The organism is Vibrio sp. D3 (genome assembly GCF_043995865.1).
In the GTDB taxonomy this organism is placed as follows: Bacteria; Pseudomonadota; Gammaproteobacteria; order Enterobacterales; family Vibrionaceae; genus Vibrio; species Vibrio diabolicus.
Map to the genome: position 1 here is coordinate 1760363 of NZ_CP171887.1, position 18027 is coordinate 1778389.

The 18027-nt window shown below is 44.7% G+C and carries 21 protein-coding genes; 12 read left to right on the plus strand and 9 right to left on the minus strand.

Features of this window, described 5'->3' with window-relative positions; genetic code table 11:
* Position 1 precedes the first annotated feature (1 nt).
* Genes vscX through sctW form a run of 4 tightly spaced genes read right to left on the minus strand, consistent with a single transcriptional unit; the run spans position 2 to position 1895 of the window.
* Positions 2 to 379: a type III secretion system protein VscX gene (vscX, locus tag ACHFJ9_RS16000; protein ID WP_005377246.1), complete on the minus strand. Its 378-nt coding sequence runs from the start codon at positions 377 to 379 to the stop codon at positions 2 to 4.
* Complete coding sequence (gene sycN / locus ACHFJ9_RS16005) at positions 376 to 750, minus strand: type III secretion chaperone SycN (protein ID WP_046874927.1); 375 nt, start codon at positions 748 to 750, stop codon at positions 376 to 378. Before sycN ends, vscX begins: the two co-directional genes overlap by 4 nt.
* Positions 737 to 1021 carry a TyeA family type III secretion system gatekeeper subunit gene (locus ACHFJ9_RS16010; protein WP_012841775.1) on the minus strand — a complete coding sequence of 95 codons (285 nt, stop codon included), beginning with the start codon at positions 1019 to 1021 and terminating at the stop codon, positions 737 to 739. The genes sycN and ACHFJ9_RS16010 overlap by 14 nt, the downstream gene beginning before the upstream one ends.
* On the minus strand, positions 1002 to 1895 hold the full coding sequence (gene sctW / locus ACHFJ9_RS16015; RefSeq protein ID WP_005395115.1) for a type III secretion system gatekeeper subunit SctW: 894 nt from the start codon (positions 1893 to 1895) through the stop codon (positions 1002 to 1004). Before sctW ends, ACHFJ9_RS16010 begins: the two co-directional genes overlap by 20 nt.
* 185 nt (positions 1896 to 2080) lie before the next feature.
* Between sctW and vscN the strand changes: the two genes are divergently transcribed.
* The 9 genes from vscN (at position 2081) to ACHFJ9_RS16060 (ending at position 9651) form a co-directional block, all read left to right on the plus strand.
* Positions 2081 to 3403 (plus strand): SctN family type III secretion system ATPase VscN, encoded by a 1323-nt coding sequence (gene vscN, locus ACHFJ9_RS16020; RefSeq protein ID WP_395355470.1) that lies wholly within the window; start codon positions 2081 to 2083, stop codon positions 3401 to 3403.
* Complete coding sequence (locus tag ACHFJ9_RS16025; protein WP_048626446.1) at positions 3400 to 3861, plus strand: type III secretion protein; 462 nt, start codon at positions 3400 to 3402, stop codon at positions 3859 to 3861. Before vscN ends, ACHFJ9_RS16025 begins: the two co-directional genes overlap by 4 nt.
* 9 nt (positions 3862 to 3870) lie before the next feature.
* Entirely contained in the window at positions 3871 to 5019 is a 1149-nt protein-coding gene (locus tag ACHFJ9_RS16030; protein WP_301639940.1) for a type III secretion system needle length determinant, read from the plus strand.
* The gene (gene sctQ, locus ACHFJ9_RS16035; protein ID WP_046874924.1) at positions 5016 to 5984 is read left to right on the plus strand and encodes a type III secretion system cytoplasmic ring protein SctQ; all 969 of its coding nucleotides are present in this window, start codon (positions 5016 to 5018) and stop codon (positions 5982 to 5984) included. Before ACHFJ9_RS16030 ends, sctQ begins: the two co-directional genes overlap by 4 nt.
* Positions 5981 to 6631 carry a SctR family type III secretion system export apparatus subunit VscR gene (gene vscR / locus ACHFJ9_RS16040; RefSeq protein ID WP_005377232.1) on the plus strand — a complete coding sequence of 217 codons (651 nt, stop codon included), beginning with the start codon at positions 5981 to 5983 and terminating at the stop codon, positions 6629 to 6631. Before sctQ ends, vscR begins: the two co-directional genes overlap by 4 nt.
* Positions 6632 to 6644: 13 nt before the next feature.
* Positions 6645 to 6911, plus strand: coding sequence for a SctS family type III secretion system export apparatus subunit VscS (gene vscS, locus ACHFJ9_RS16045; RefSeq protein WP_152814910.1), 267 nt, complete (start codon positions 6645 to 6647; stop codon positions 6909 to 6911).
* Positions 6908 to 7693: a type III secretion system export apparatus subunit SctT gene (sctT, locus tag ACHFJ9_RS16050; RefSeq protein WP_395355474.1), complete on the plus strand. Its 786-nt coding sequence runs from the start codon at positions 6908 to 6910 to the stop codon at positions 7691 to 7693. The genes vscS and sctT overlap by 4 nt, the downstream gene beginning before the upstream one ends.
* 15 nt (positions 7694 to 7708) lie before the next feature.
* The gene (vscU, locus tag ACHFJ9_RS16055) at positions 7709 to 8764 is read left to right on the plus strand and encodes a SctU family type III secretion system export apparatus subunit VscU (RefSeq protein WP_047009817.1); all 1056 of its coding nucleotides are present in this window, start codon (positions 7709 to 7711) and stop codon (positions 8762 to 8764) included.
* Positions 8765 to 9048: 284 nt separating this feature from the next.
* Positions 9049 to 9651, plus strand: coding sequence for a TetR/AcrR family transcriptional regulator (locus tag ACHFJ9_RS16060; RefSeq protein WP_047009923.1), 603 nt, complete (start codon positions 9049 to 9051; stop codon positions 9649 to 9651).
* Positions 9652 to 9702: 51 nt separating this feature from the next.
* Here the strand turns inward: ACHFJ9_RS16060 and ACHFJ9_RS16065 are convergent, their stop codons facing one another.
* The gene (locus ACHFJ9_RS16065; RefSeq protein WP_395355477.1) at positions 9703 to 11235 is read right to left on the minus strand and encodes an MFS transporter; all 1533 of its coding nucleotides are present in this window, start codon (positions 11233 to 11235) and stop codon (positions 9703 to 9705) included.
* Positions 11236 to 11240: 5 nt separating this feature from the next.
* Positions 11241 to 12254 (minus strand): HlyD family secretion protein, encoded by a 1014-nt coding sequence (locus tag ACHFJ9_RS16070; protein ID WP_005395128.1) that lies wholly within the window; start codon positions 12252 to 12254, stop codon positions 11241 to 11243.
* Between the two features lie 474 nt (positions 12255 to 12728).
* Here ACHFJ9_RS16070 and ACHFJ9_RS16075 point away from each other — a divergent pair, with 474 nt between their 5' ends.
* From ACHFJ9_RS16075 to ACHFJ9_RS16085, 3 genes are all read left to right on the plus strand, one after another.
* Positions 12729 to 13181 carry a MarR family winged helix-turn-helix transcriptional regulator gene (locus ACHFJ9_RS16075; protein WP_395355479.1) on the plus strand — a complete coding sequence of 151 codons (453 nt, stop codon included), beginning with the start codon at positions 12729 to 12731 and terminating at the stop codon, positions 13179 to 13181.
* Positions 13182 to 13244: 63 nt separating this feature from the next.
* Positions 13245 to 13988, plus strand: a complete 744-nt coding sequence (locus ACHFJ9_RS16080; protein WP_395355481.1) for an SDR family NAD(P)-dependent oxidoreductase — start codon at positions 13245 to 13247, stop codon at positions 13986 to 13988.
* A 596-nt stretch (positions 13989 to 14584) separates the two neighbouring features.
* Complete coding sequence (locus tag ACHFJ9_RS16085; protein ID WP_005395134.1) at positions 14585 to 14788, plus strand: hypothetical protein; 204 nt, start codon at positions 14585 to 14587, stop codon at positions 14786 to 14788.
* A gap of 75 nt (positions 14789 to 14863) precedes the next feature.
* On the opposite strand, the gene ACHFJ9_RS16090 is transcribed toward ACHFJ9_RS16085, so the two are convergent.
* From ACHFJ9_RS16090 to vopR, 3 genes are all read right to left on the minus strand, one after another.
* Positions 14864 to 16342 (minus strand): CesT family type III secretion system chaperone, encoded by a 1479-nt coding sequence (locus ACHFJ9_RS16090; RefSeq protein ID WP_395192944.1) that lies wholly within the window; start codon positions 16340 to 16342, stop codon positions 14864 to 14866.
* 9 nt (positions 16343 to 16351) lie between these two features.
* The gene (locus ACHFJ9_RS16095; protein ID WP_395192943.1) at positions 16352 to 16810 is read right to left on the minus strand and encodes a CesT family type III secretion system chaperone; all 459 of its coding nucleotides are present in this window, start codon (positions 16808 to 16810) and stop codon (positions 16352 to 16354) included.
* A gap of 230 nt (positions 16811 to 17040) precedes the next feature.
* Positions 17041 to 18018: a type III secretion system effector VopR gene (gene vopR / locus ACHFJ9_RS16100; RefSeq protein ID WP_395355484.1), complete on the minus strand. Its 978-nt coding sequence runs from the start codon at positions 18016 to 18018 to the stop codon at positions 17041 to 17043.
* Positions 18019 to 18027: the final 9 nt, after the last annotated feature.

Here is an 18027-nt window from a genome sequence, read left to right on the forward strand (position 1 = left end):
GTTAGACCTGGATAAGGAGATTGAGCGCCATAGTGAGGTAACGCTGATCAAGTTGCGTACTTTGTAGCGTTTCGGATGCTTTGATAAAAGAAGCGGAGCCTGAATCCTGTGCAAGAACTTGCAACTGAGCCAACGTTTCATCGAACTGTTGGCGGTACTTTTCTGGACGCAACAATTCTGAGTGCAACAATTTTGGCTTGGTTAACGCGATTAGGTATTGGTCTGAAGGCCTGAGGTCATAGAGCTTCTCTAAATGCGTAGCGACCGCCTGCCCATCAGGAAGTAATTGAAACCGCTCAGGGAAATCGGCCTTAACCTCACTATGCGTAACATGCGTGAAGGCTTCTATGCCTACGTTTAAAGTGCTTACTCGAGTCATGAGCTTGCCACATCGTTATGTAGACGAACCAAAAGCGTAAACGCTTGTTCTAAAGTCGGAAGTGTGACCTCTTCTCCGTTTAACCTCGCGGAAAAAACCAAAGTTTGCTCATCTAACAAACCAGTTTTAATTTCGAAAGGCCAGCCTTGATCGGCATGACACAAACTGAGGGCGCTTTGAATGATGTCACTGGTTTGATGCCAAGATAACGCTTGAGACAACATCAAGAATAGCTGTTCTCCGTGTCGCTCAATATGTAGTGTACCGCTTTGCTCAAAATCCAGCTGCACCCGTCCAGCTGATGAGAAATCGACGGCATCGAGCCCCATTCCTCGGCAAAATTCATTGACGGATGCATCAATCCAACTCATCTTCCCACGCTTCCTCTTCTTCTATATCAATGGCTTCGTCTAGCGCCTTTTGTACCGCTTGTATTAAATTCTGTCGTTGTTCTTCATCGGCGAATACGTCAATAGGGATCGCGCGAACTAACTTGTGGAACTCCCGAAAAAAATCGATTTTTTGTTGTACCGCCGTCAATTCCATTGCGTTAGCGACTTTCCAAATCTCATCACTGCTTACCCATCGCTGCTCTACCAACGCAATCACATCAGCCATCAAATTAGAAACTTGATAAGCCATAACTCGTCCTTTCCGGTTTAAACATTTGGAACAGCTGACTCACGCGATCTTGCAACGTATTCAGAGTTTTGAGTTTTTGCATATCGGACATCAACCACTGCAACTTAACCGAGTCGATACTGCTGCCTTGAACACTAAGATCTGCACTCATGCCTTGCAGCATAAACTCAACAGCGGTCGATACCTCCTGCTCACCAAAGCGCGCCACTACGTCTTGATAAGCGGCGCCGAGCCCTTGATAGCTATGAACGGTATCGCGATAGAAACCGCGCAGCTGATGTAATGAGCTAAACTCTTGCTCTTGGCTGTACTCATCAGCAAAGTTTGAGACGCGAATTTCCGTATCAATTTGAGCCCAAGAATCTGGGTTTTGCTCGATTCTCAGAATCGCTTGGTCAATCAGCGCTAGTAGATGTTTACTTTCTGGGCTCGCACTCAAAAACTTTTTAACGGCTTTTAACGCAAGGTATTGATGGCTTTTCTCCTCTGAAAATCCATTCAAATAAGCTTGCAATTGAGCGATGGTCGAGATATTTCCTCCCGCCATTTTTGCAGCCAGATCTTTGATCTTTTGGTTCTTTTCAAGATCAGGGACTTTTCGCAGATAGTCAGAAACGAGTTCGTGCGCTTCATTAACTCGAACGCCACTATCTTTCACTTTACGCTTGGTCAAATCTTTTTCTGCTTTTTCGGAACCGAGTGAAGTGAGCTCTTCCATCGCATCAAAAAGTGATTGTGTGGCATTGTGAACACGGACCGTTTCACCGCGGTAATTGCCTTTTCGTGAAGCGTCGGTACGAGACGATTCCAACCCGTTTTGGATAGACGCATCAAACTTTGGGTTTGTTGCGATATGATTGTTGATAATACTCATTCACTTGCACTCCTTCCGTACAATACAGGCGAATTATAGGAAGTGCGCTTTCTCGAAGCTGTCAAAATCAGACGTGTTTTTTTAGTGCGTTTTCAGTTTTCTAAAAACTCCCGACTGATATTCACTATAAATACCCCCTCATCCTTTCTATCCTCCCAACATCAATCATTGCGCATATTTTTACCTTGAACGATTTCTCATACATCACTGATATCCAACAATCTGCGATCAGGCAAACTCGTCTGATCCAAATTCGCGGGCGCGTTACGCAAGTAACCGGCACCATCATCAAGGCCGTTGTCCCCGGCGTTCGTGTTGGTGAGCTGTGTGAGTTGCGTAATCCTGATCAAACTCTGTCTTTATTAGCGGAAGTCGTTGGCTTTCAACAGCATCACGCTCTGCTCACACCGTTAGGAAACATGTTTGGGATTTCCTCAAATACAGAAGTTAGCCCAATGGGAAAAATGCATGAAGTCGGTGTTGGCGATCACCTGTTAGGTACAACGCTTGATGGGCTTGGGCGTCCTTTCGATGGTACGCAAAGCCAGGAACCAAGTGCTTGGTATCCGGTTTATCGCGATGCACCGCCACCAATGCAACGTAAACTGATTGAAAAGCCAATCTCTCTTGGGGTTCGATCCATTGATGGACTACTGACCTGTGGTGAAGGTCAGCGCATGGGCATTTTTGCAGCGGCGGGCGGTGGTAAAAGTACCCTACTGGCAAAACTGATTCGATCCGCAGACGTCGACGTGACCGTTCTCGCCTTGATTGGTGAACGCGGACGCGAAGTACGAGAGTTTATTGAGCATGACTTGGGCGAAGAAGGAATGGCCAAATCGGTTTTAGTGGTCGCGACATCCGATCGCCCGGCCATGGAACGTGCCAAAGCCGCTTTTGTTGCCACTTCTATTGCTGAATATTTTCGTGACCAAGGTAAACGCGTGTTACTGCTGATGGATTCTGTAACGCGTTTCGCCCGCGCACAGAGAGAAATTGGCCTAGCCGCAGGTGAGCCACCAACACGACGCGGCTATCCGCCTTCCGTTTTTGCCGCTTTGCCAAAGCTGATGGAACGAGCCGGTCAATCTGACAAAGGGTCAATTACAGCGCTGTACACCGTGTTGGTTGAAGGCGACGACATGACAGAGCCTGTCGCCGATGAAACTCGCTCCATTTTAGATGGGCACATCATTCTCTCGCGCAAGCTTGCTGCAACGAACCATTATCCTGCCATTGATGTACTCCGTTCAGCAAGCCGCGTGATGAATCAAATCGTTGAACCTGATCATCAGGCGTCTGCTGCTCACCTTCGCGAAATGTTAGCCAAGTACGAAGAAGTTGAGCTACTGCTCAAAATTGGCGAGTACCAGCATGGGGCGGATAGCCGAGCGGACATGGCGATTGCACAAAGTGATGATATACGCGCCTTTTTACGTCAAGGAACGCATGAGCCAAGTGATCTTGATGGTGCTATCGCTCAACTAAAAGGGATGGCGAACCAATGATCGAACGGTTACTAGAGATCAAACAAATTCGAGCGGAACGTGCGGATAAAGCCGTTAAGCGCCAAGAATACCGAGTATCAAATTCGGCAGCACAGGTTCAAAAGGCCGAACGTTCCGTAGCGGACTATCACGTTTGGCGTCAGGAAGAAGAAGAACGACGTTTTGCCAAAGCAAAGCAACACACACTCGTTCTCAAAGAGTTGGAAACATTGAGACAAGAAATCGCGTTGTTGAGAGAGCGAGAAGCCGAGCTTAAACAGCGCGTTGCCGAAGCAAAAAAAGCGCTTGAGTACGAACGTTCGGTACTTAAAGAAAAACAAAAAGAGGCACGGCAAGCCCATAAAACCAAAGAAAAATTCGTTCAGTTGCAACAACAAGAACTCGCGGAACAGTCGCGAGAAAGACAATACCAAGAAGAACTCGAACAAGAAGAGTTTCGCACTGTCGATATTATTTAAAGGTTCATTATGCGCATTACTCCAACAGAAGAAACACCGAATACGCTGTACAAATCAACGCCAGAAAAAAAGCCCCTGGAGCGAGAGGCTGAGCTTCAGTCACAGTTCGAGCGTGCAATGACGGAGAAACCTAGCAAGGAAGAAGAATCTACCGTTGCGAGCAAAAAAGACACTCAGAGCAGAGACGAGAGCCTTCCGTTAAGACATGAAGCATCTCAAAGCCTAGACAAACAATCGAAACTTTCTAACCAAGAAGCCAGCACTTATAGAAATACCGCCACATCAAAAGGCAAAAGTGACGTCGTCACCAAGAGAGGCGTAGAGAAACCACAAGACGACGCAACAAATAGCGAAGAACACCTAATTGAAAACAGTAAATTGCATGAGAAAGATAAGAAACTTGAGAGCGATCAGGCTCCAAACTCATCCTCGATTGAGCGCGTTGGCCCCCATTCTCAAGCACAAGCTTCTCTCGACGGTTCTCTCCCTAAAAAGGCCGTAGGGAAATCGCTCACTCAAGATGCAATTAACAATGCTAACTTCACGACGAAACTAACCGAAACGACACACAATAAGCGTACAGCGCAGCGGCTACAAGACGCTGGCAAGCTATCAGACAAAACCGATGGTCGTTCTGAAACTAAATCGCTTGAGAAAATCGAGACGAAAATCGCACTAGTGGCCGTTAAAGCGGATGACGAAAAAGCAGATCCTCAACACCTTGCGAGCGCGGCAACACAAGGCGATGTCATTTTAAAGAGTGTCGCTTCACAGGCTCAGCCGGCCCCTGCTCGAGACGTAAACACGTTACTCCAACAATTGGTGGACAAAATCTATGTTTCGCTGCCAACCGCATCGGACAACAAAGAGGTTCGGCTGTTTCTGAGTGAAGGACAATTAAAAGGTGGCGAAATCCACATCAAGTTGGACGCGCAAGGTTATAGCGTGACGATTCGACAAGAGCATGCCCTTTCCATTATTAGCCAACAAGCTAGACAAGATCTTGCCGAACGCCTAAATCGATTTGGCGGTGATCAGCCACTTCGTCTAGCGATCAGCGAACAAACTCAACAGCTCGATCAACAACAACATGAACAACAACACTCACGCCAGAAACGTAGCGTGTATGAAGAATGGCAAGCGGAGAATGACCTATGACGCCGTTAACGATACCCAAAGTCGATTCAGACAGTATTGCGCTCAGTAATCAACTTTGTGCAAAGCAATGCCATTTCCAAGGGGCTGATGGTCAGAGCGTATCGATTACTGTTTCTCAAATCCCTTCATTTGAAGGATTCCGTTTAACCACGTTGATTGGAGGGCAAACGATCCAAGTGGATTTTTGTCGTGCGCAACTCCAGAAATGGCTTGAGTCTACTCTGAATGCCACTGCATTCGAGTCACTGCCCAACTCGCTCCAGTTAGCACTTTTGAGTTCTCAGATTGAACCGCATAGTGAGGCATTCAAAGCACTATTTGGTCAGTTGCCCATTCTTAGCCAGTTACAACCGTTAGAGTCGAGCCAAGTTCAAGAGCATACCTTGATGTTAACCCTCAATAAACCTAACGGCTCTCTTTGTTTGTGGGTTAGCGAAGGAGCAAACGTGCTGTTGGATGCACTACCAAACAGCGCTGCTCTTCAGGCGCGACATCTCGCTTTACCTGTGTGGTTAAGCCTTGGAAAGACCCATTTAATGTTAAGCGAATTTAATTCGCTCGAACTGGGAGATGTGATCTTTTTTGACGATTGTTATATCGCCCAACAACAAGCCATTTTTCAAGTATCTAACCAGAATCTCTGGCGCTGCCAACTGGATGACCAAATTCTTCACATTATTGAAAAAGAAACCAATATGAATGACGTAAACACTTCAGAAATGTTAACCGACCACCAGCAACTGCCCGTGGAACTCACGTTTGATATCGGCCATCAAACCATCACTCTAGAACAGCTTAACCAGCTTCAGCCTGGGTACGTATTCGAGCTAAACCAACCTGTATCTAAGCCGGTAACATTGCGTGCCAACGGCAAAATCGTCGGTGAGTGTGAACTGGTTAATGTTAATGAGCATTTAGGTGTGCGCGTACTGGAACTGTTTGGTGGCACGCAGGAGCCAGCATGATCCAGTTACCTGACGAGCTCAATCTCATTGTCAGCTTAGCACTGCTGGCACTGATCCCATTTATCGCGATGATGGCGACGTCGTTTGTAAAACTCGCCGTTGTATTCTCACTGCTGCGTAACGCTCTCGGTGTACAGCAAATTCCACCGAACATGGCGCTGTACGGATTGGCGATCATTTTGTCTATTTTCATCATGGCTCCCGTCGGTTTTGAAACCTACGACTACGTAAAGCAGCATGATATCTCCCTCGAAGATTCTGCAAGTGTAGAAGGCCTCATTGAAAGCGGTTTACAGCCTTATCGAGAGTTTTTGAAAAAACATATTCGGGAAACCGAAGCCATATTCTTTACCGATGCTGCGCGCACATTATGGCCTCAAAAGTACGTGGACCGTTTAGAGTCAGATAGCTTGTTGCTGTTGCTGCCAGCGTTTACGGTCAGTGAGCTTACCCGTGCTTTTGAGATTGGCTTTCTATTGTACTTGCCGTTCATCGCTATCGACTTAATTGTTTCTAATATCTTGCTCGCCATGGGCATGATGATGGTATCGCCAATGACGATTTCCCTCCCCTTCAAATTGTTACTCTTTGTCTTGCTTGACGGCTGGACGAAACTCACTCACGGCTTAGTGCTGAGTTACGGTTAATCACGGAGAAAGTATGCATTCTGCAGAAATCATTCATTTCACGACTCAAGCATTAACCCTAGTTTTGTACTTGTCGTTACCGCCGATTTTAGTCGCAGCGTTGGTTGGTACATTGGTGTCGCTTATTCAGGCGTTAACTCAGGTCCAAGAACAAACGTTGGGGTTTGTGGTCAAGCTTATCGCGGTCATTATTACGCTGTTCATCACAACACAGTGGTTAGGGGCAGAGCTCCACGCCTTCGCCTCGCTTGCTATGGATAAAATTCCTCAAATACGATGAGCTATCACGACTTACACCAGGCTTTATTTTTGTATAGCCTGACGTTACCTCGGTTAATGGCATGCTTCATCTTTTTGCCTATTTTGAGCAAGCAAATGCTAGGCGGCACCATGGTGAGAAATGGTGTGCTTTGCTCACTCGCACTGTTTATATTTCCGATGATTAATCATCAAAGCTTGCCCGCAGAAACCGACGGTATTTGGCTGATAGTGATTTTGGGTAAAGAGGTATTAATTGGGCTATTGATCGGGTTTGTTGCTGCTATCCCCTTTTGGGCAATAGAAGCGGCTGGCTTTCTGGTCGACAACCAACGTGGTGCTGCCATGGCAAGTATGTTTAACCCAACGCTAGGCTCGCAATCGACGCCAACCGCAGTGTTGCTGACCCAAACGTTGATTACCCTGTTCTTCTCTGGCGGGGGCTTTGTCACTTTTATCTACGCGTTATTCAAAAGCTACACATCTTGGCCGATCGTGGACTTTTTCCCAACCGTTAGCGATGCATGGGTAAGCTTCTTCTACGCGCAATTTGAACAGCTTATGTGGCTTGGTGTGTTGATGTCCGCTCCATTAGTGTTGGCAATGTTTCTTGCTGAGTTTGGTCTGGCGCTTATCAGTCGTTTTGCACCGCAATTGAATGTTTTTTTCCTTGCCATGCCAATAAAAAGTGCCATCGCGAGTGTTTTACTGATCGTGTATCTCGGGCTAATGATGGATCACTTTGAAGTGCAATTTTATGGCATTACCCGATTCGCAGAACAACTCAATACCATTTGGCAATAACGCTTAGGATTCTTTATGAGCGCAGAAAAAACAGAGCAACCCACCGCAAAAAAGTTACGCGATGCCAGGCAGAAAGGTCAGGTAGCCAAAAGCCAAGAAATCGTATCGTCTGCATTAATTTTGGCGCTCATAATTGTACTGTTTGCGTTCGCCGATTATTACATGTCGCACATCTCAGCGCTTATTCTCCTACCAAGTAAGCTTGCTTATCAGGGCTTCCAAGATGCGCTAGTCGATGTCGCTATTGCCATCGCAAAAGAAATTGCCTATCTACTCGCCCCGATTATTCTGGTTGCTGCACTCGTCGCCATCTTTTCCAATATGGGGCAGTTCGGCTTTCTATTTAGTGGTGAATCCGTTAAACCCGACATCAAAAAGATCAATCCCGTCGAAGGTGCCAAACGCATTTTTTCGCTTAAGAGTGTGATTGAGTTTATCAAGTCGATCCTTAAAGTCTCTCTTCTTTCCTGCATTATCTGGGTGACCTTACGCGGTAACATCAACGCTTTGATGCAAATTCCAACTTGCGGGCTAGAATGTGTCCCGACCATTACTGGCGTCATGATTAAACAATTAATGATTATCTCTTCGGTAGGTTTCATCGTCATCGCAGCAGCTGATTTTGCGTACCAAAAATTTGACCACACGAAGAAACTCAAAATGAGCAAGGACGAAGTGAAACGCGAATACAAAGAAATGGAAGGCAGCCCTGAAATCAAAAGTAAACGTCGTCAGTTGCACCAAGAGCTACAAGCCTCCAATCAACGCGAAAACGTTAAACGTTCTAATGTATTGGTTACAAACCCAACACATATAGCAGTTGGTCTTTATTACAAGAAAGGCGAAACGCCCCTGCCCGTCATCACCTTGATGGAAACCGATGCGGTAGCCAAACGTATGATCGCAATCGCTAAAGAGGAAGGCGTTCCTGTGATGCAAAAAGTCCCTCTTGCTCGCGCACTATACGCGGACGGCAACGTCGACCAGTACATCCCAAGTGATCTTATTGAAGCAACCGCCGAAGTGCTTCGTTGGTTGGCATCATTGGAGTCGGATAAGGCGCTGAACTAACATGATTTCGAGAGTAAAGGCTATCGTACGAAGAACGGTTATCACTTTTCTATACGTAATGATATTTTTAAATATGTCATCCTTCGCTATAGGTTTCAGCATATCGAATTTGCCTACTTTTGCTTGTCTCAATGAAGCACTTGGTTCATGAAAAGTCGTGTTTACTAACGTCAATAGTGGTACTGTACTGGACAGTTTTACTTTCATCTCTAAACCACCTAGAGCTCGGTAAGAAACCACGCCAGCCACAACAAAGGTGGATTTTTGCTTAGGTTGATTTATTTATGCGCATATCTACCGAAAAGAAACGAACTCGAATCATCAAAGTTGCCACTGACCTTTTTATAAAGCAAGGTTACAAAGACACATCACTCGATCAAATCGTCGCGATTTGTGGAGGCTCAAAGCAGACGTTATATCGCTATTTTTCGAACAAAGAAGGGTTATTTGTTGAAGTTTTAGCATACAATACCAAAACCAGCTTAGAGTCCGTCTTCCAGCTTGCCGACAAGCAATCGGAGCCTTTACAAGAAACATTGAATGACTTCGCCAAGAAGTACCTAAAAGGTGTATGCTCCAATCCTATGCTATCACTTTATCGGATCGTTTCGGCTGACTTCAACAAACATGATTCCGTACCAAATCAATTCTGGCAGACAGGGCCGCATCGCATTCATCAATATCTCATCGACTTTTTAAAGAGTGAAACTGTCAGCTCACAGCTCGATGTTGAAAATGCCGACCTCGCTTGTGAGCAACTACTCGCGTTAATTAAACTTGATTACCAGAACATGGCACTAATTGGCTTCGATTTTCCGACAGATGAAGAGTTAGATGCACATACAAAAAAAGCGGTCACCGCCTTCCTAAATCTATACCAAAGATAAACTCATTAAATATAAAAGGGAGCATCATCGCTCCCTTCTTGTTTCTATGGCTTAGTGAATCTCTCGCTTCGCCGCCAGTTTTTTACCGATTATTAAGATTGGCGCGAGAGCAAAGACCGAGATAATAAACATCAATAATGAATTACTCAGTGCGAGAGTGGTCGCCTGCTCTTTGACAATAAAACTAATTTGGCTCATTCCTAATGCCGAATTTGGCAAGTGTCCATGAGTCAGAATCGTACTGCTCAACGCATTTTTATAAGCACCAAAAGCATGATTCACATCATCTAGCGTTCGGCCAATCTCTCCAGCAGCTTGCGCACTATGGCTTTGCATTACCCGTGAGAACACGGCACCAGCGATCACACCACCAATGGTACGAAAGAGGTAGAAATTGGCGATGCCTTCTAAACGCTGCCCGACCTGGAAGTACATCAAGACTGCAATGGTCACAGACACATTCAATAAGCCGACACCAAACCCACGCAACATCATCGGAACGGACAAAGATTCCGTACCAGCAAAGCTAGGTAACTGACTAAACTTATGTACCGAAAGTATAATCATCACCACACCAAACGGGACGACTGCATCCGCTAATGGACGGCGGAAGTAATACACCAGCACACTGACTAGCATACCACCTAACATGGCATAAAATGCCGGCAATTGGGCATATCCAGCATTAAGGTTGTTGTACTGCAACGCCATTTTCAAAAAGCTAGTAAACAACACATTGCTCGCCATAACAGCAAAACCTGCCAAAAAAGCGTTGTACATAAAAACATTAGTTTTCAACTTACTATGCAGCTGTATTGATGCTGTATTTAAAGGACTGGTTTTCACAAAGTAATACACCACTAATAAAGTCAGAGCCGCGGCTATCGAAGAGGCTTTAACAAACCATTCCGAGTCAAACCAGTTGTAATAACTGCCTCTCATCAATAGAAATACAACGAGGCTTATTGTCAGGGCAAAAACTAAATAAAACCAACAGCCCGACTTGGCTTCGGCCTCGATTTGAATCGACTTAGGATTGTAGATGCATACAATTACCAAGGCAGAGAAGTACAGCCAAGCCGACACGACACACAACAGTGACCAATCAAAGATTTCGACAATATTGGCCACTACCCAAGGGTAAGCGCCGATCGGTAGCAAGGTTGAGAATACTAACGTTAAAGCAATAATGGCTGGTAGCCAACGCTGTTCAAAAAAGTGGAGCAGGTAAAGGTTTAATACCACCATTAACATGCTCATAAAAAAGCCACTCGAGAGCCAAGTCAGAGTGAACACCAGTTCTTGCTGTCCGCCCCAGTAAAGTACAAGATTACTCGCTAGGCCTACCAATAAAATGGCATGTAAGAGAATTAACGTACCCAATCTACGCACCAATATTGGTGTGAATATAAAACCTAATACCTGGGTAATCATAAAGCCGACTTTAACCAGAGCAACTTCATCGACAGATAAGCCTGACGTTGCCGCCATCTCATACGATAACTCGGTAAACATCACGGAGTTAATACCAAAAGCAGCAATCGCAAAAAGCGTCAAAATCAGCAGCGGTGAACGTTTTTCCATTGCAGTTAACCTTGTGCCGCGGTCTCGATCGATACTTCTGCAGACAACCCCGGATAGACTCGTTGACTCAACTCTTGAGGGATCTCTAGCTCAATACGTACTGGTACACGTTGTACTACTTTTACGAAATTGCCTGTCGCATTTTGAGGTGGCAATAAACTAAACTGTGCACCAGTCGCCGGGGTTATCGAAGAAACACGGCCATGCAATGGATGGTTTGGAAACATATCCAATACCACTTCAACCTCTTGCCCAGGCACAACGTTCTCAAGTTGTGTTTCTTTAAAGTTTGCCTCTATCCAAACATAATCTGGCACCATCACGATGAGCCCCATTCCTGGTTGTACAAACTTGCCGACTTGCACTTGTCTATCTGCCACATAGCCATCGAATGGCGCACGCACCGTGGTTCTTTCCAGTGAAATATTAGCCAGTCGTAAGTTTGCTTCTGCTTTTTTACGCTGTGCTGTCAGTTGCAACTTCTCAGTCATCAATGTGTCGAGCTGTTTTTGCTCAGCAGCTAAGCCCAATTTAGCGGTTTCAAGATTACTGCTTGCTTCAATAGATCGCGTTTTTTGTGCTTCAAACTGATTTTTGCTTACAGATTGCTTTTGTACCAAACGAGAAAGACGTTGAAACTCCGCCGCTTGGTGTTCGGCATTTGCACTCGCGCGGCGAATACCTTGCTTCGCCTGCTCAATTTTCATTAACTGCATATCCGTTTTGATTTGATTTGCAGTAAGCTCAGATTTCGCAACATCTAGTGCTGCTCGAGCAATTTCTTGGTTGGCAATAAAGTCTTCATCATCAATGACAAACAAAGGAGTTCCTTCTCTTACCCACTGGTTATCTTTGACAAAGATTTCGCTTACTTGCCCCCCAACCTCAGGTGAAATGGCCGTAACGTCTGAATGAACATATGCGTTATCCGTCATTACAGTATTCGGCTGGTATAAGGCACAGCCAGCAGCAAATAACGAACCAACAACAAGCGACAAGGCGATAACTTTCTTCTTCATGTTTGAAACCCATTTTATGATTTCCACAAACTGTACTGTACCGTACAGTTTTAGTAAAGATACATTTGATCATTGCCAATCAAAAAGATCAATCTCATTGATTTATCATGAACTTCTTGAGAAAAGTGTTTCGAATGAAAAGAATGAAAAGAATGAAAAGAATGAAAAGAATGAAAATCTAACCATTTGTAATGTAAATAAAAAAACACATTTAAACTGAATAAATAAAGAGAGGACTGCAACTCCCCTACCTTTATTGAAGCCTGCTCCCCAACTCGGCGCATCAGTCGCAAACATTTGACTGGCCGAAGTTTTCGAAGCTACCTCACCAATTTTCATTAGCACCTCAATCTGACACATCAACCCAACGATAAGCACAAGCTAGTAGCATTTTCTTCAAACGAATTTGACATCGCCCAATATAGTTGTGTATACAACCATACTGTTCATTCATGTTATTTGGTGAAATTCTCCATGTCCCAATACAACCATCATCAGTCTCTCGGTCACCTTACGGGGCTTGCTAGTCGTCTGTTTAACCGATTACTCACTATCCGTTTCAAAGATGCTGGTATTAATATGACAGCAGAACAATGGGGTGTCGTGTTGCTGTTGCGAAACAACGGTGCTCTTTCTCAAAGTCAGATTTGTGAACTGTTGTACTTAGAAAAATCGAGCGTCAGTCGCTCAATTGATGGGCTTGAAAAGCGCGGTTGGACAGAGAGGAAACCTTCGCCAACGGATAGTCGAAGTAAGTTAGTCGTGCTAACAGAAAAATCTTTAGACACCGTTGATACATGTGCAAATATCGCTTCGCTAGTGCTGCAAGAAGCCCAACAGAACCTTGCTGATGCCGACCTAGATAACAGCAAACAGCAACTTTCTAGCGTGGTAGCGAACTTACGCAAGCTTAACGGACAAATTTAACTTATCAGCGTACGTTGCGACAGAAGCTGGTTTAACAGTCAGGCTCAACCTTGGAGAAATACGATGACAAAACGCAATGCTTTAATTACAGGTGGCGCTCGCGGAATTGGTGCAGCAACAGCAAAAGCACTCGCTGCAGATGGTTACCGAGTTTTTATCAACTACGTAAATAGTGCTGCGGTCGCGGAAGCGTTAGCTCAAGAAATTCAAAACGCCGGTGGTGAGGCGTACACTTTAAAAGCTGACGTTCGAGATGACGCACAAATACAAGGGATGTTCGAAAGCATCGCAAATGAACATGGTGGCGTTGATGTTCTTGTCTCAAACGCAAACATGAGCTTTACCGCTAAACCTTTCACTGAGCAGTCGTGGGAAGAGTTTGCACAAAAGCTCAATGACGAAATGCACGCTGCATATCAAACGGCAAAATTGGCGGTAGAAAACATGAAAGCCAACCAGTTTGGTCGCTTAATTTTTATCTCTAGCACCTTATCAGAAGCTCCTGCACCAAGCTTTATTGCTCATGGTAGTGCAAAAGGTGCACTTGATAGCTTTAGTAAATACCTCGCTCAAGAACTTGGTCCTTTCGGGATTACGTCTAATGTCGTTGCTCCGGGCCTTGTAGAAACAGACGCAACAAAAGGTGCTCCTGAAGAGTTTAAAGAAACCATTCGAATGTTCACACCAACGCAGAAAATTGCCACACCTGAAGACGTAGCAAACACCGTGAGCTACTTGGCAAGTGAAAAAAGCAGACATATCACGGGCACATACAATCCAGTATGTGGCGGCGCCTACCTACCATAACGCCAAGTGTGCCTCGCACACATACAAAGGCATGTACGCATGCCTTTGTATCTTTAGGTATTGCTTTGCAACGCGCAAGCTTCCTTCATGGGCAGTTTTCTCTGAAGAAAAATAGAAAGTCCTATCTATTTCTTATAATCGGTGTATAGTGAGCTCAGCTCCTAACCGTGAGCTATTGATGAAATATTTAGTTCGAGTCTCTTCTTAGTTTTCTTTCGAGTCATTTCGTTACTCAACTCCTGTAGCAACTTATTCTTTATCTTCCATTAAATAGCCTCAGTTTTGATTTAAATACGAGCGAGAGTTAGCTCTCTTAGCATGGTTATCACAACGCGCTGTCTTTACATCGATAGGTTTATAAGGAATTTAACCTTATAAAAACAATCAGTAAGCGTCAAAATAAGACATAACGCGCATAGCCACTTCGTGTATATATCATCACTATTTAGGAATAGTCATTAGCGGTGAGATATATTAATCAGCGCGATGACAATGGAATATTTAGACTTAATTTAAACCATTTTGACTTCGTTATTCCTATAAAAGTAGAGGTTAATTAGATTGACCTTTAATAAACACGCTCTAGAGGAATAAAAATGAGAAAAAAACGAGATAGCTTTCAAAAAAAGAATAAAAAAAGTAATTATGAAGATAAATTTGAGTTGATGGTAAAAGAATACCACAGCGCAAAAGAAGTATTAGACGCAATGCCAGAAGGTTCGGCTGACTACGACAAGCAGAAAAAGCACTGTGAATCTCTATTTGCTAATGCCGAGCGCTTTTTTAAGCGAAATCAGTAGGCCAGTTTAACGCCTAGATAAACATCCGGCAAAACCCCATATACGGTAAGGGAGCATCTGCTCCCTTACTTTCAATTAAACCCAACCTTCCGCTAAGTACATCAGTCGCAATTGACTTGGTGAGCCCAGTTTATCTAATGCATCCAACTGAGCGTCACTCAGGTTTGGGCATTTATCAAGGTATACTCGTCCATTTTCTGCATCAAGTGGCAGTTTGTAAGTCAGCTTTTCATTGATTTGACTCGCCTCACCTTTATCGATCGCTCGAACTGCAGGCATGAGCCAATCCCAATCTTCGCCCAACAGCTTTTTAAACGCACTATGAGCAGTTGCCTCAGTTTTACTTGGCGCATCTTCTGGACTTAGCTTCAAGATAGAATCAACGTCAGGGACTAAGTGTTCACTTGGATCTGAGCCCAACATCTTTTTCAACGTTAAGCGAGCAGCTTCCATCTCTTGTGCTTCTTTAGGCGCTTGAGGTGATGTCATCGCCGTGTTCTCTTTAGGACCAAGGTACGCCATCAATGCGCGTACAGAAGCTGGATCTTGCATGCTGAAGGTAAAGTCTCCTTTGGCATTAGAAACTTCAAGCCTTGGTAAAACACCAGACATCTCACCTTGCATGAGTTGTTCTTTGACTTCTGTATTTAGTCCGTATGCTCCAGCTTGGTTCGCAACAAAACCACCACCACTGATAATGCCAGTCGTGGCAGCCGAACCAATGGCTTCTTTTGCTATCGGCGTAACACCCGCTGTCGCTACCGAGCTCACACCAAAAGTACCCAAACTCCCTGTCGCCATGCCTAATGTCGCCCCAACTGCGCCTTCAGCTGATAACATTGCATGACCTTGGGCTAATGTTTGTTGCATCGGCATAGAGAGACGTTGGTCTCGCCCTGGAAGCTGCGAAATTTGCTCCAGCTGATGGTGGTAAGCTTCAGCATCGCCATTGACTGCCGCTTTGTGCAGCTCGCGTCCTGTTGAAATTAATAGCCCTACGCCAGGCAAAGCTAGGTTGATGACTGCATTAACGCCAGAACCTTTCAGTTTTTCTTTGCCCATCTGTAACAGTTCGGCACCAAAACCATCCATTTTCCCCGGGTACTGAGCCTCTAAACTCACCTGCATACGCGGATCTTTGCTGATCGCGTCAAACGTATTTTTAAGCTGCTGGTACGTATCGCTGCTCACCTTGACTTCATCCAACAAGCTGACAACTTCTAAGATTTTGCGCTCAGTAAGCGGCTCACCGCGATAACCAGAAGGGCTAACTAATGAGTAAGCTAGCAAGGCAACCTCAGGCTTTTCTTGTTTAAGTAGCGCCTGTTTCAAATCAAGGTGAGTTTTGATGTTTTCTTGGAAAAACTTAGTGTATTTACTTCTCAACACGCCTTCGTGGATAGAAGCAAACTTGTGACCTTTATGGAACGTTGAAGGTTCTTTTACCTCACCTCTTTTACTGATCACTCGGTCATCTTTTTGCGCAGCGACTGCACGAAACTGTTCTAGATCAGGTACTGGGCTTTGGCTGATTTTTTGCGTTGTATTGACCATTTTTCTTTCCTACACACGAAGTGATTGAACATGAGCTTGTTCATGATTAGGGGTGGTTGGAATCGCTTGATCCAACATTGCAAAACGCGCTTGCCACAATTCAGTCTGTTCAATAACCTCATGAAACCAAGCAGTAAGATTCGTCGTGTTTAGGTGCTCAACTGGTTTACGTCCCGCTAAGACAAGCTGTCGACCATTTGGGGCTAAAGCAAGTGCAAGGCTGCCACTACCGATGCCCTGATAATTAGCATGAGCAATAAGCTCTAAACCTTTGAGTCTTTGTTCGCCCGACTTTTCTAATCCTCCGAACGTCACGGACAACATTAAATCATCCGTATCTGTCGCGATGAAATACAGCATGTAGCGATCATCGACCAGTAGCTGACAACGTTCATTGTCTTCAAAATTCAGTTCGGGCAACTCATTGAGTTGGCAAAACTCCAAGAGCAGTTGTTGAATCGTGTTCATAACTTTTTCCTTTTGTTTCAATAACTCTATTGAACAACGATTGCAGATTGAACGATGTCGGTAATGGCTTTATTTTTGTCACTTTCTCGTCTTCATTGTGAGGTTTTCCGCAGAAATCTCGCTGTAAAAACGAGTTGCCAGAGTAATCAAAAAGAGCAGCTCAGGGCTGCTCTTTCAATAAAGGTTAGAAGATTAGTATTATGTGTTTGCTCACTTCTTTTGCAGAGTGACTAACCCAGTTTATGGCTATCAAAAATGACTTCTGTTGGCGGGAACATATTCGAAACAGGTGGTCGTTGCGCATCTCCAAACATTGGTGCACCGAATGCGGATGTTGCCCAAGGATCAACAATTTTCACATCCTTACTCCATGTTGAGGGATCTTTAATATCACTCCCCTCTTGTCGACCAACCAGTACATAAAGGTGTGTACCTGAATGACCCTTTTTAAACGCAACCACTTCGACTTTAGGCTCACCTTCAGGTGTGCCTGACATGCCTTGAATCATCTCAGCAGCGGCAGCAAAGGCAAATGTAGTACAGCAGCCGGCTTTCACGTTTTGTACTGCCTTAGCAATGTTCTGTAGAGTGCTTAATTGCGGTGCGGTTCCTCTTTGTGCTGCAGCTTGAACTCCGTTTGCAGACATAGTCGCTCGTTGATCTTGCATGATTCGCGCTTGATTCGCGTGAAGCGCTTCTAATCTAGGCTTTCCTTTGGTTTCATAAAACTGCGAACCTTTTACACCAAACGTATTTAAGTCTGTACAGGCAAAATCACCAAGCTTTTGAAGGTTAGCTTTATGTTCGTTGAGAAGCGCTACACTCGATGAGGTTTTATTCGCTTTAGAAGAAGAGGCCGCCGTTTGCGCGGCTGGCCAATGTGAGCTAGGACCAGACGACAATCTCTCAAGATTTTTCAGACTACCAAGCGTTAACTTGTTTTCACCGTTCAACACATTTTGCAGCATCAGCTTCGCAACGTCTTTAGGAATGCCCTGCTTAGTAAGCAGGTTCACTACAATATCTTTCGCTTTATTCTGGTGGCTAATACGCGCGCTGATACTTTTATTTTTTGGTGCACCCTCTTTAACAAAAATATCTTTGCCGTTGTGTGCTCGAACCTCTTTATCGTCAGATTGATTTTGTGTCGCCAAATGGGATGTTAACTGACTCAACGAGTGCATTTGCGATGTATTAATATTGACCATGTGTAATGC

Excerpts from the sequence above, each read along its gene's own strand:
- vscX (WP_005377246.1), bottom strand. The coding sequence starts at position 379 with ATGACTCGAGTAAGCACTTTAAACGTAGGCATAGAAGCCTTCACGCAT.
- sycN (WP_046874927.1), bottom strand. The coding sequence starts at position 750 with ATGAGTTGGATTGATGCATCCGTCAATGAATTTTGCCGAGGAATGGGG.
- ACHFJ9_RS16010 (WP_012841775.1), bottom strand. The coding sequence starts at position 1,021 with ATGGCTTATCAAGTTTCTAATTTGATGGCTGATGTGATTGCGTTGGTA.
- sctW (WP_005395115.1), bottom strand. The coding sequence starts at position 1,895 with ATGAGTATTATCAACAATCATATCGCAACAAACCCAAAGTTTGATGCG.
- ACHFJ9_RS16025 (WP_048626446.1), top strand. The coding sequence starts at position 3,400 with ATGATCGAACGGTTACTAGAGATCAAACAAATTCGAGCGGAACGTGCG.
- ACHFJ9_RS16030 (WP_301639940.1), top strand. The coding sequence starts at position 3,871 with ATGCGCATTACTCCAACAGAAGAAACACCGAATACGCTGTACAAATCA.
- sctQ (WP_046874924.1), top strand. The coding sequence starts at position 5,016 with ATGACGCCGTTAACGATACCCAAAGTCGATTCAGACAGTATTGCGCTC.
- vscR (WP_005377232.1), top strand. The coding sequence starts at position 5,981 with ATGATCCAGTTACCTGACGAGCTCAATCTCATTGTCAGCTTAGCACTG.
- vscS (WP_152814910.1), top strand. The coding sequence starts at position 6,645 with ATGCATTCTGCAGAAATCATTCATTTCACGACTCAAGCATTAACCCTA.
- sctT (WP_395355474.1), top strand. The coding sequence starts at position 6,908 with ATGAGCTATCACGACTTACACCAGGCTTTATTTTTGTATAGCCTGACG.
- vscU (WP_047009817.1), top strand. The coding sequence starts at position 7,709 with ATGAGCGCAGAAAAAACAGAGCAACCCACCGCAAAAAAGTTACGCGAT.
- ACHFJ9_RS16060 (WP_047009923.1), top strand. The coding sequence starts at position 9,049 with ATGCGCATATCTACCGAAAAGAAACGAACTCGAATCATCAAAGTTGCC.
- ACHFJ9_RS16065 (WP_395355477.1), bottom strand. The coding sequence starts at position 11,235 with ATGGAAAAACGTTCACCGCTGCTGATTTTGACGCTTTTTGCGATTGCT.
- ACHFJ9_RS16070 (WP_005395128.1), bottom strand. The coding sequence starts at position 12,254 with ATGAAGAAGAAAGTTATCGCCTTGTCGCTTGTTGTTGGTTCGTTATTT.
- ACHFJ9_RS16075 (WP_395355479.1), top strand. The coding sequence starts at position 12,729 with ATGTCCCAATACAACCATCATCAGTCTCTCGGTCACCTTACGGGGCTT.
- ACHFJ9_RS16080 (WP_395355481.1), top strand. The coding sequence starts at position 13,245 with ATGACAAAACGCAATGCTTTAATTACAGGTGGCGCTCGCGGAATTGGT.
- ACHFJ9_RS16085 (WP_005395134.1), top strand. The coding sequence starts at position 14,585 with ATGAGAAAAAAACGAGATAGCTTTCAAAAAAAGAATAAAAAAAGTAAT.
- ACHFJ9_RS16090 (WP_395192944.1), bottom strand. The coding sequence starts at position 16,342 with ATGGTCAATACAACGCAAAAAATCAGCCAAAGCCCAGTACCTGATCTA.
- ACHFJ9_RS16095 (WP_395192943.1), bottom strand. The coding sequence starts at position 16,810 with ATGAACACGATTCAACAACTGCTCTTGGAGTTTTGCCAACTCAATGAG.
- vopR (WP_395355484.1), bottom strand. The coding sequence starts at position 18,018 with ATGGTCAATATTAATACATCGCAAATGCACTCGTTGAGTCAGTTAACA.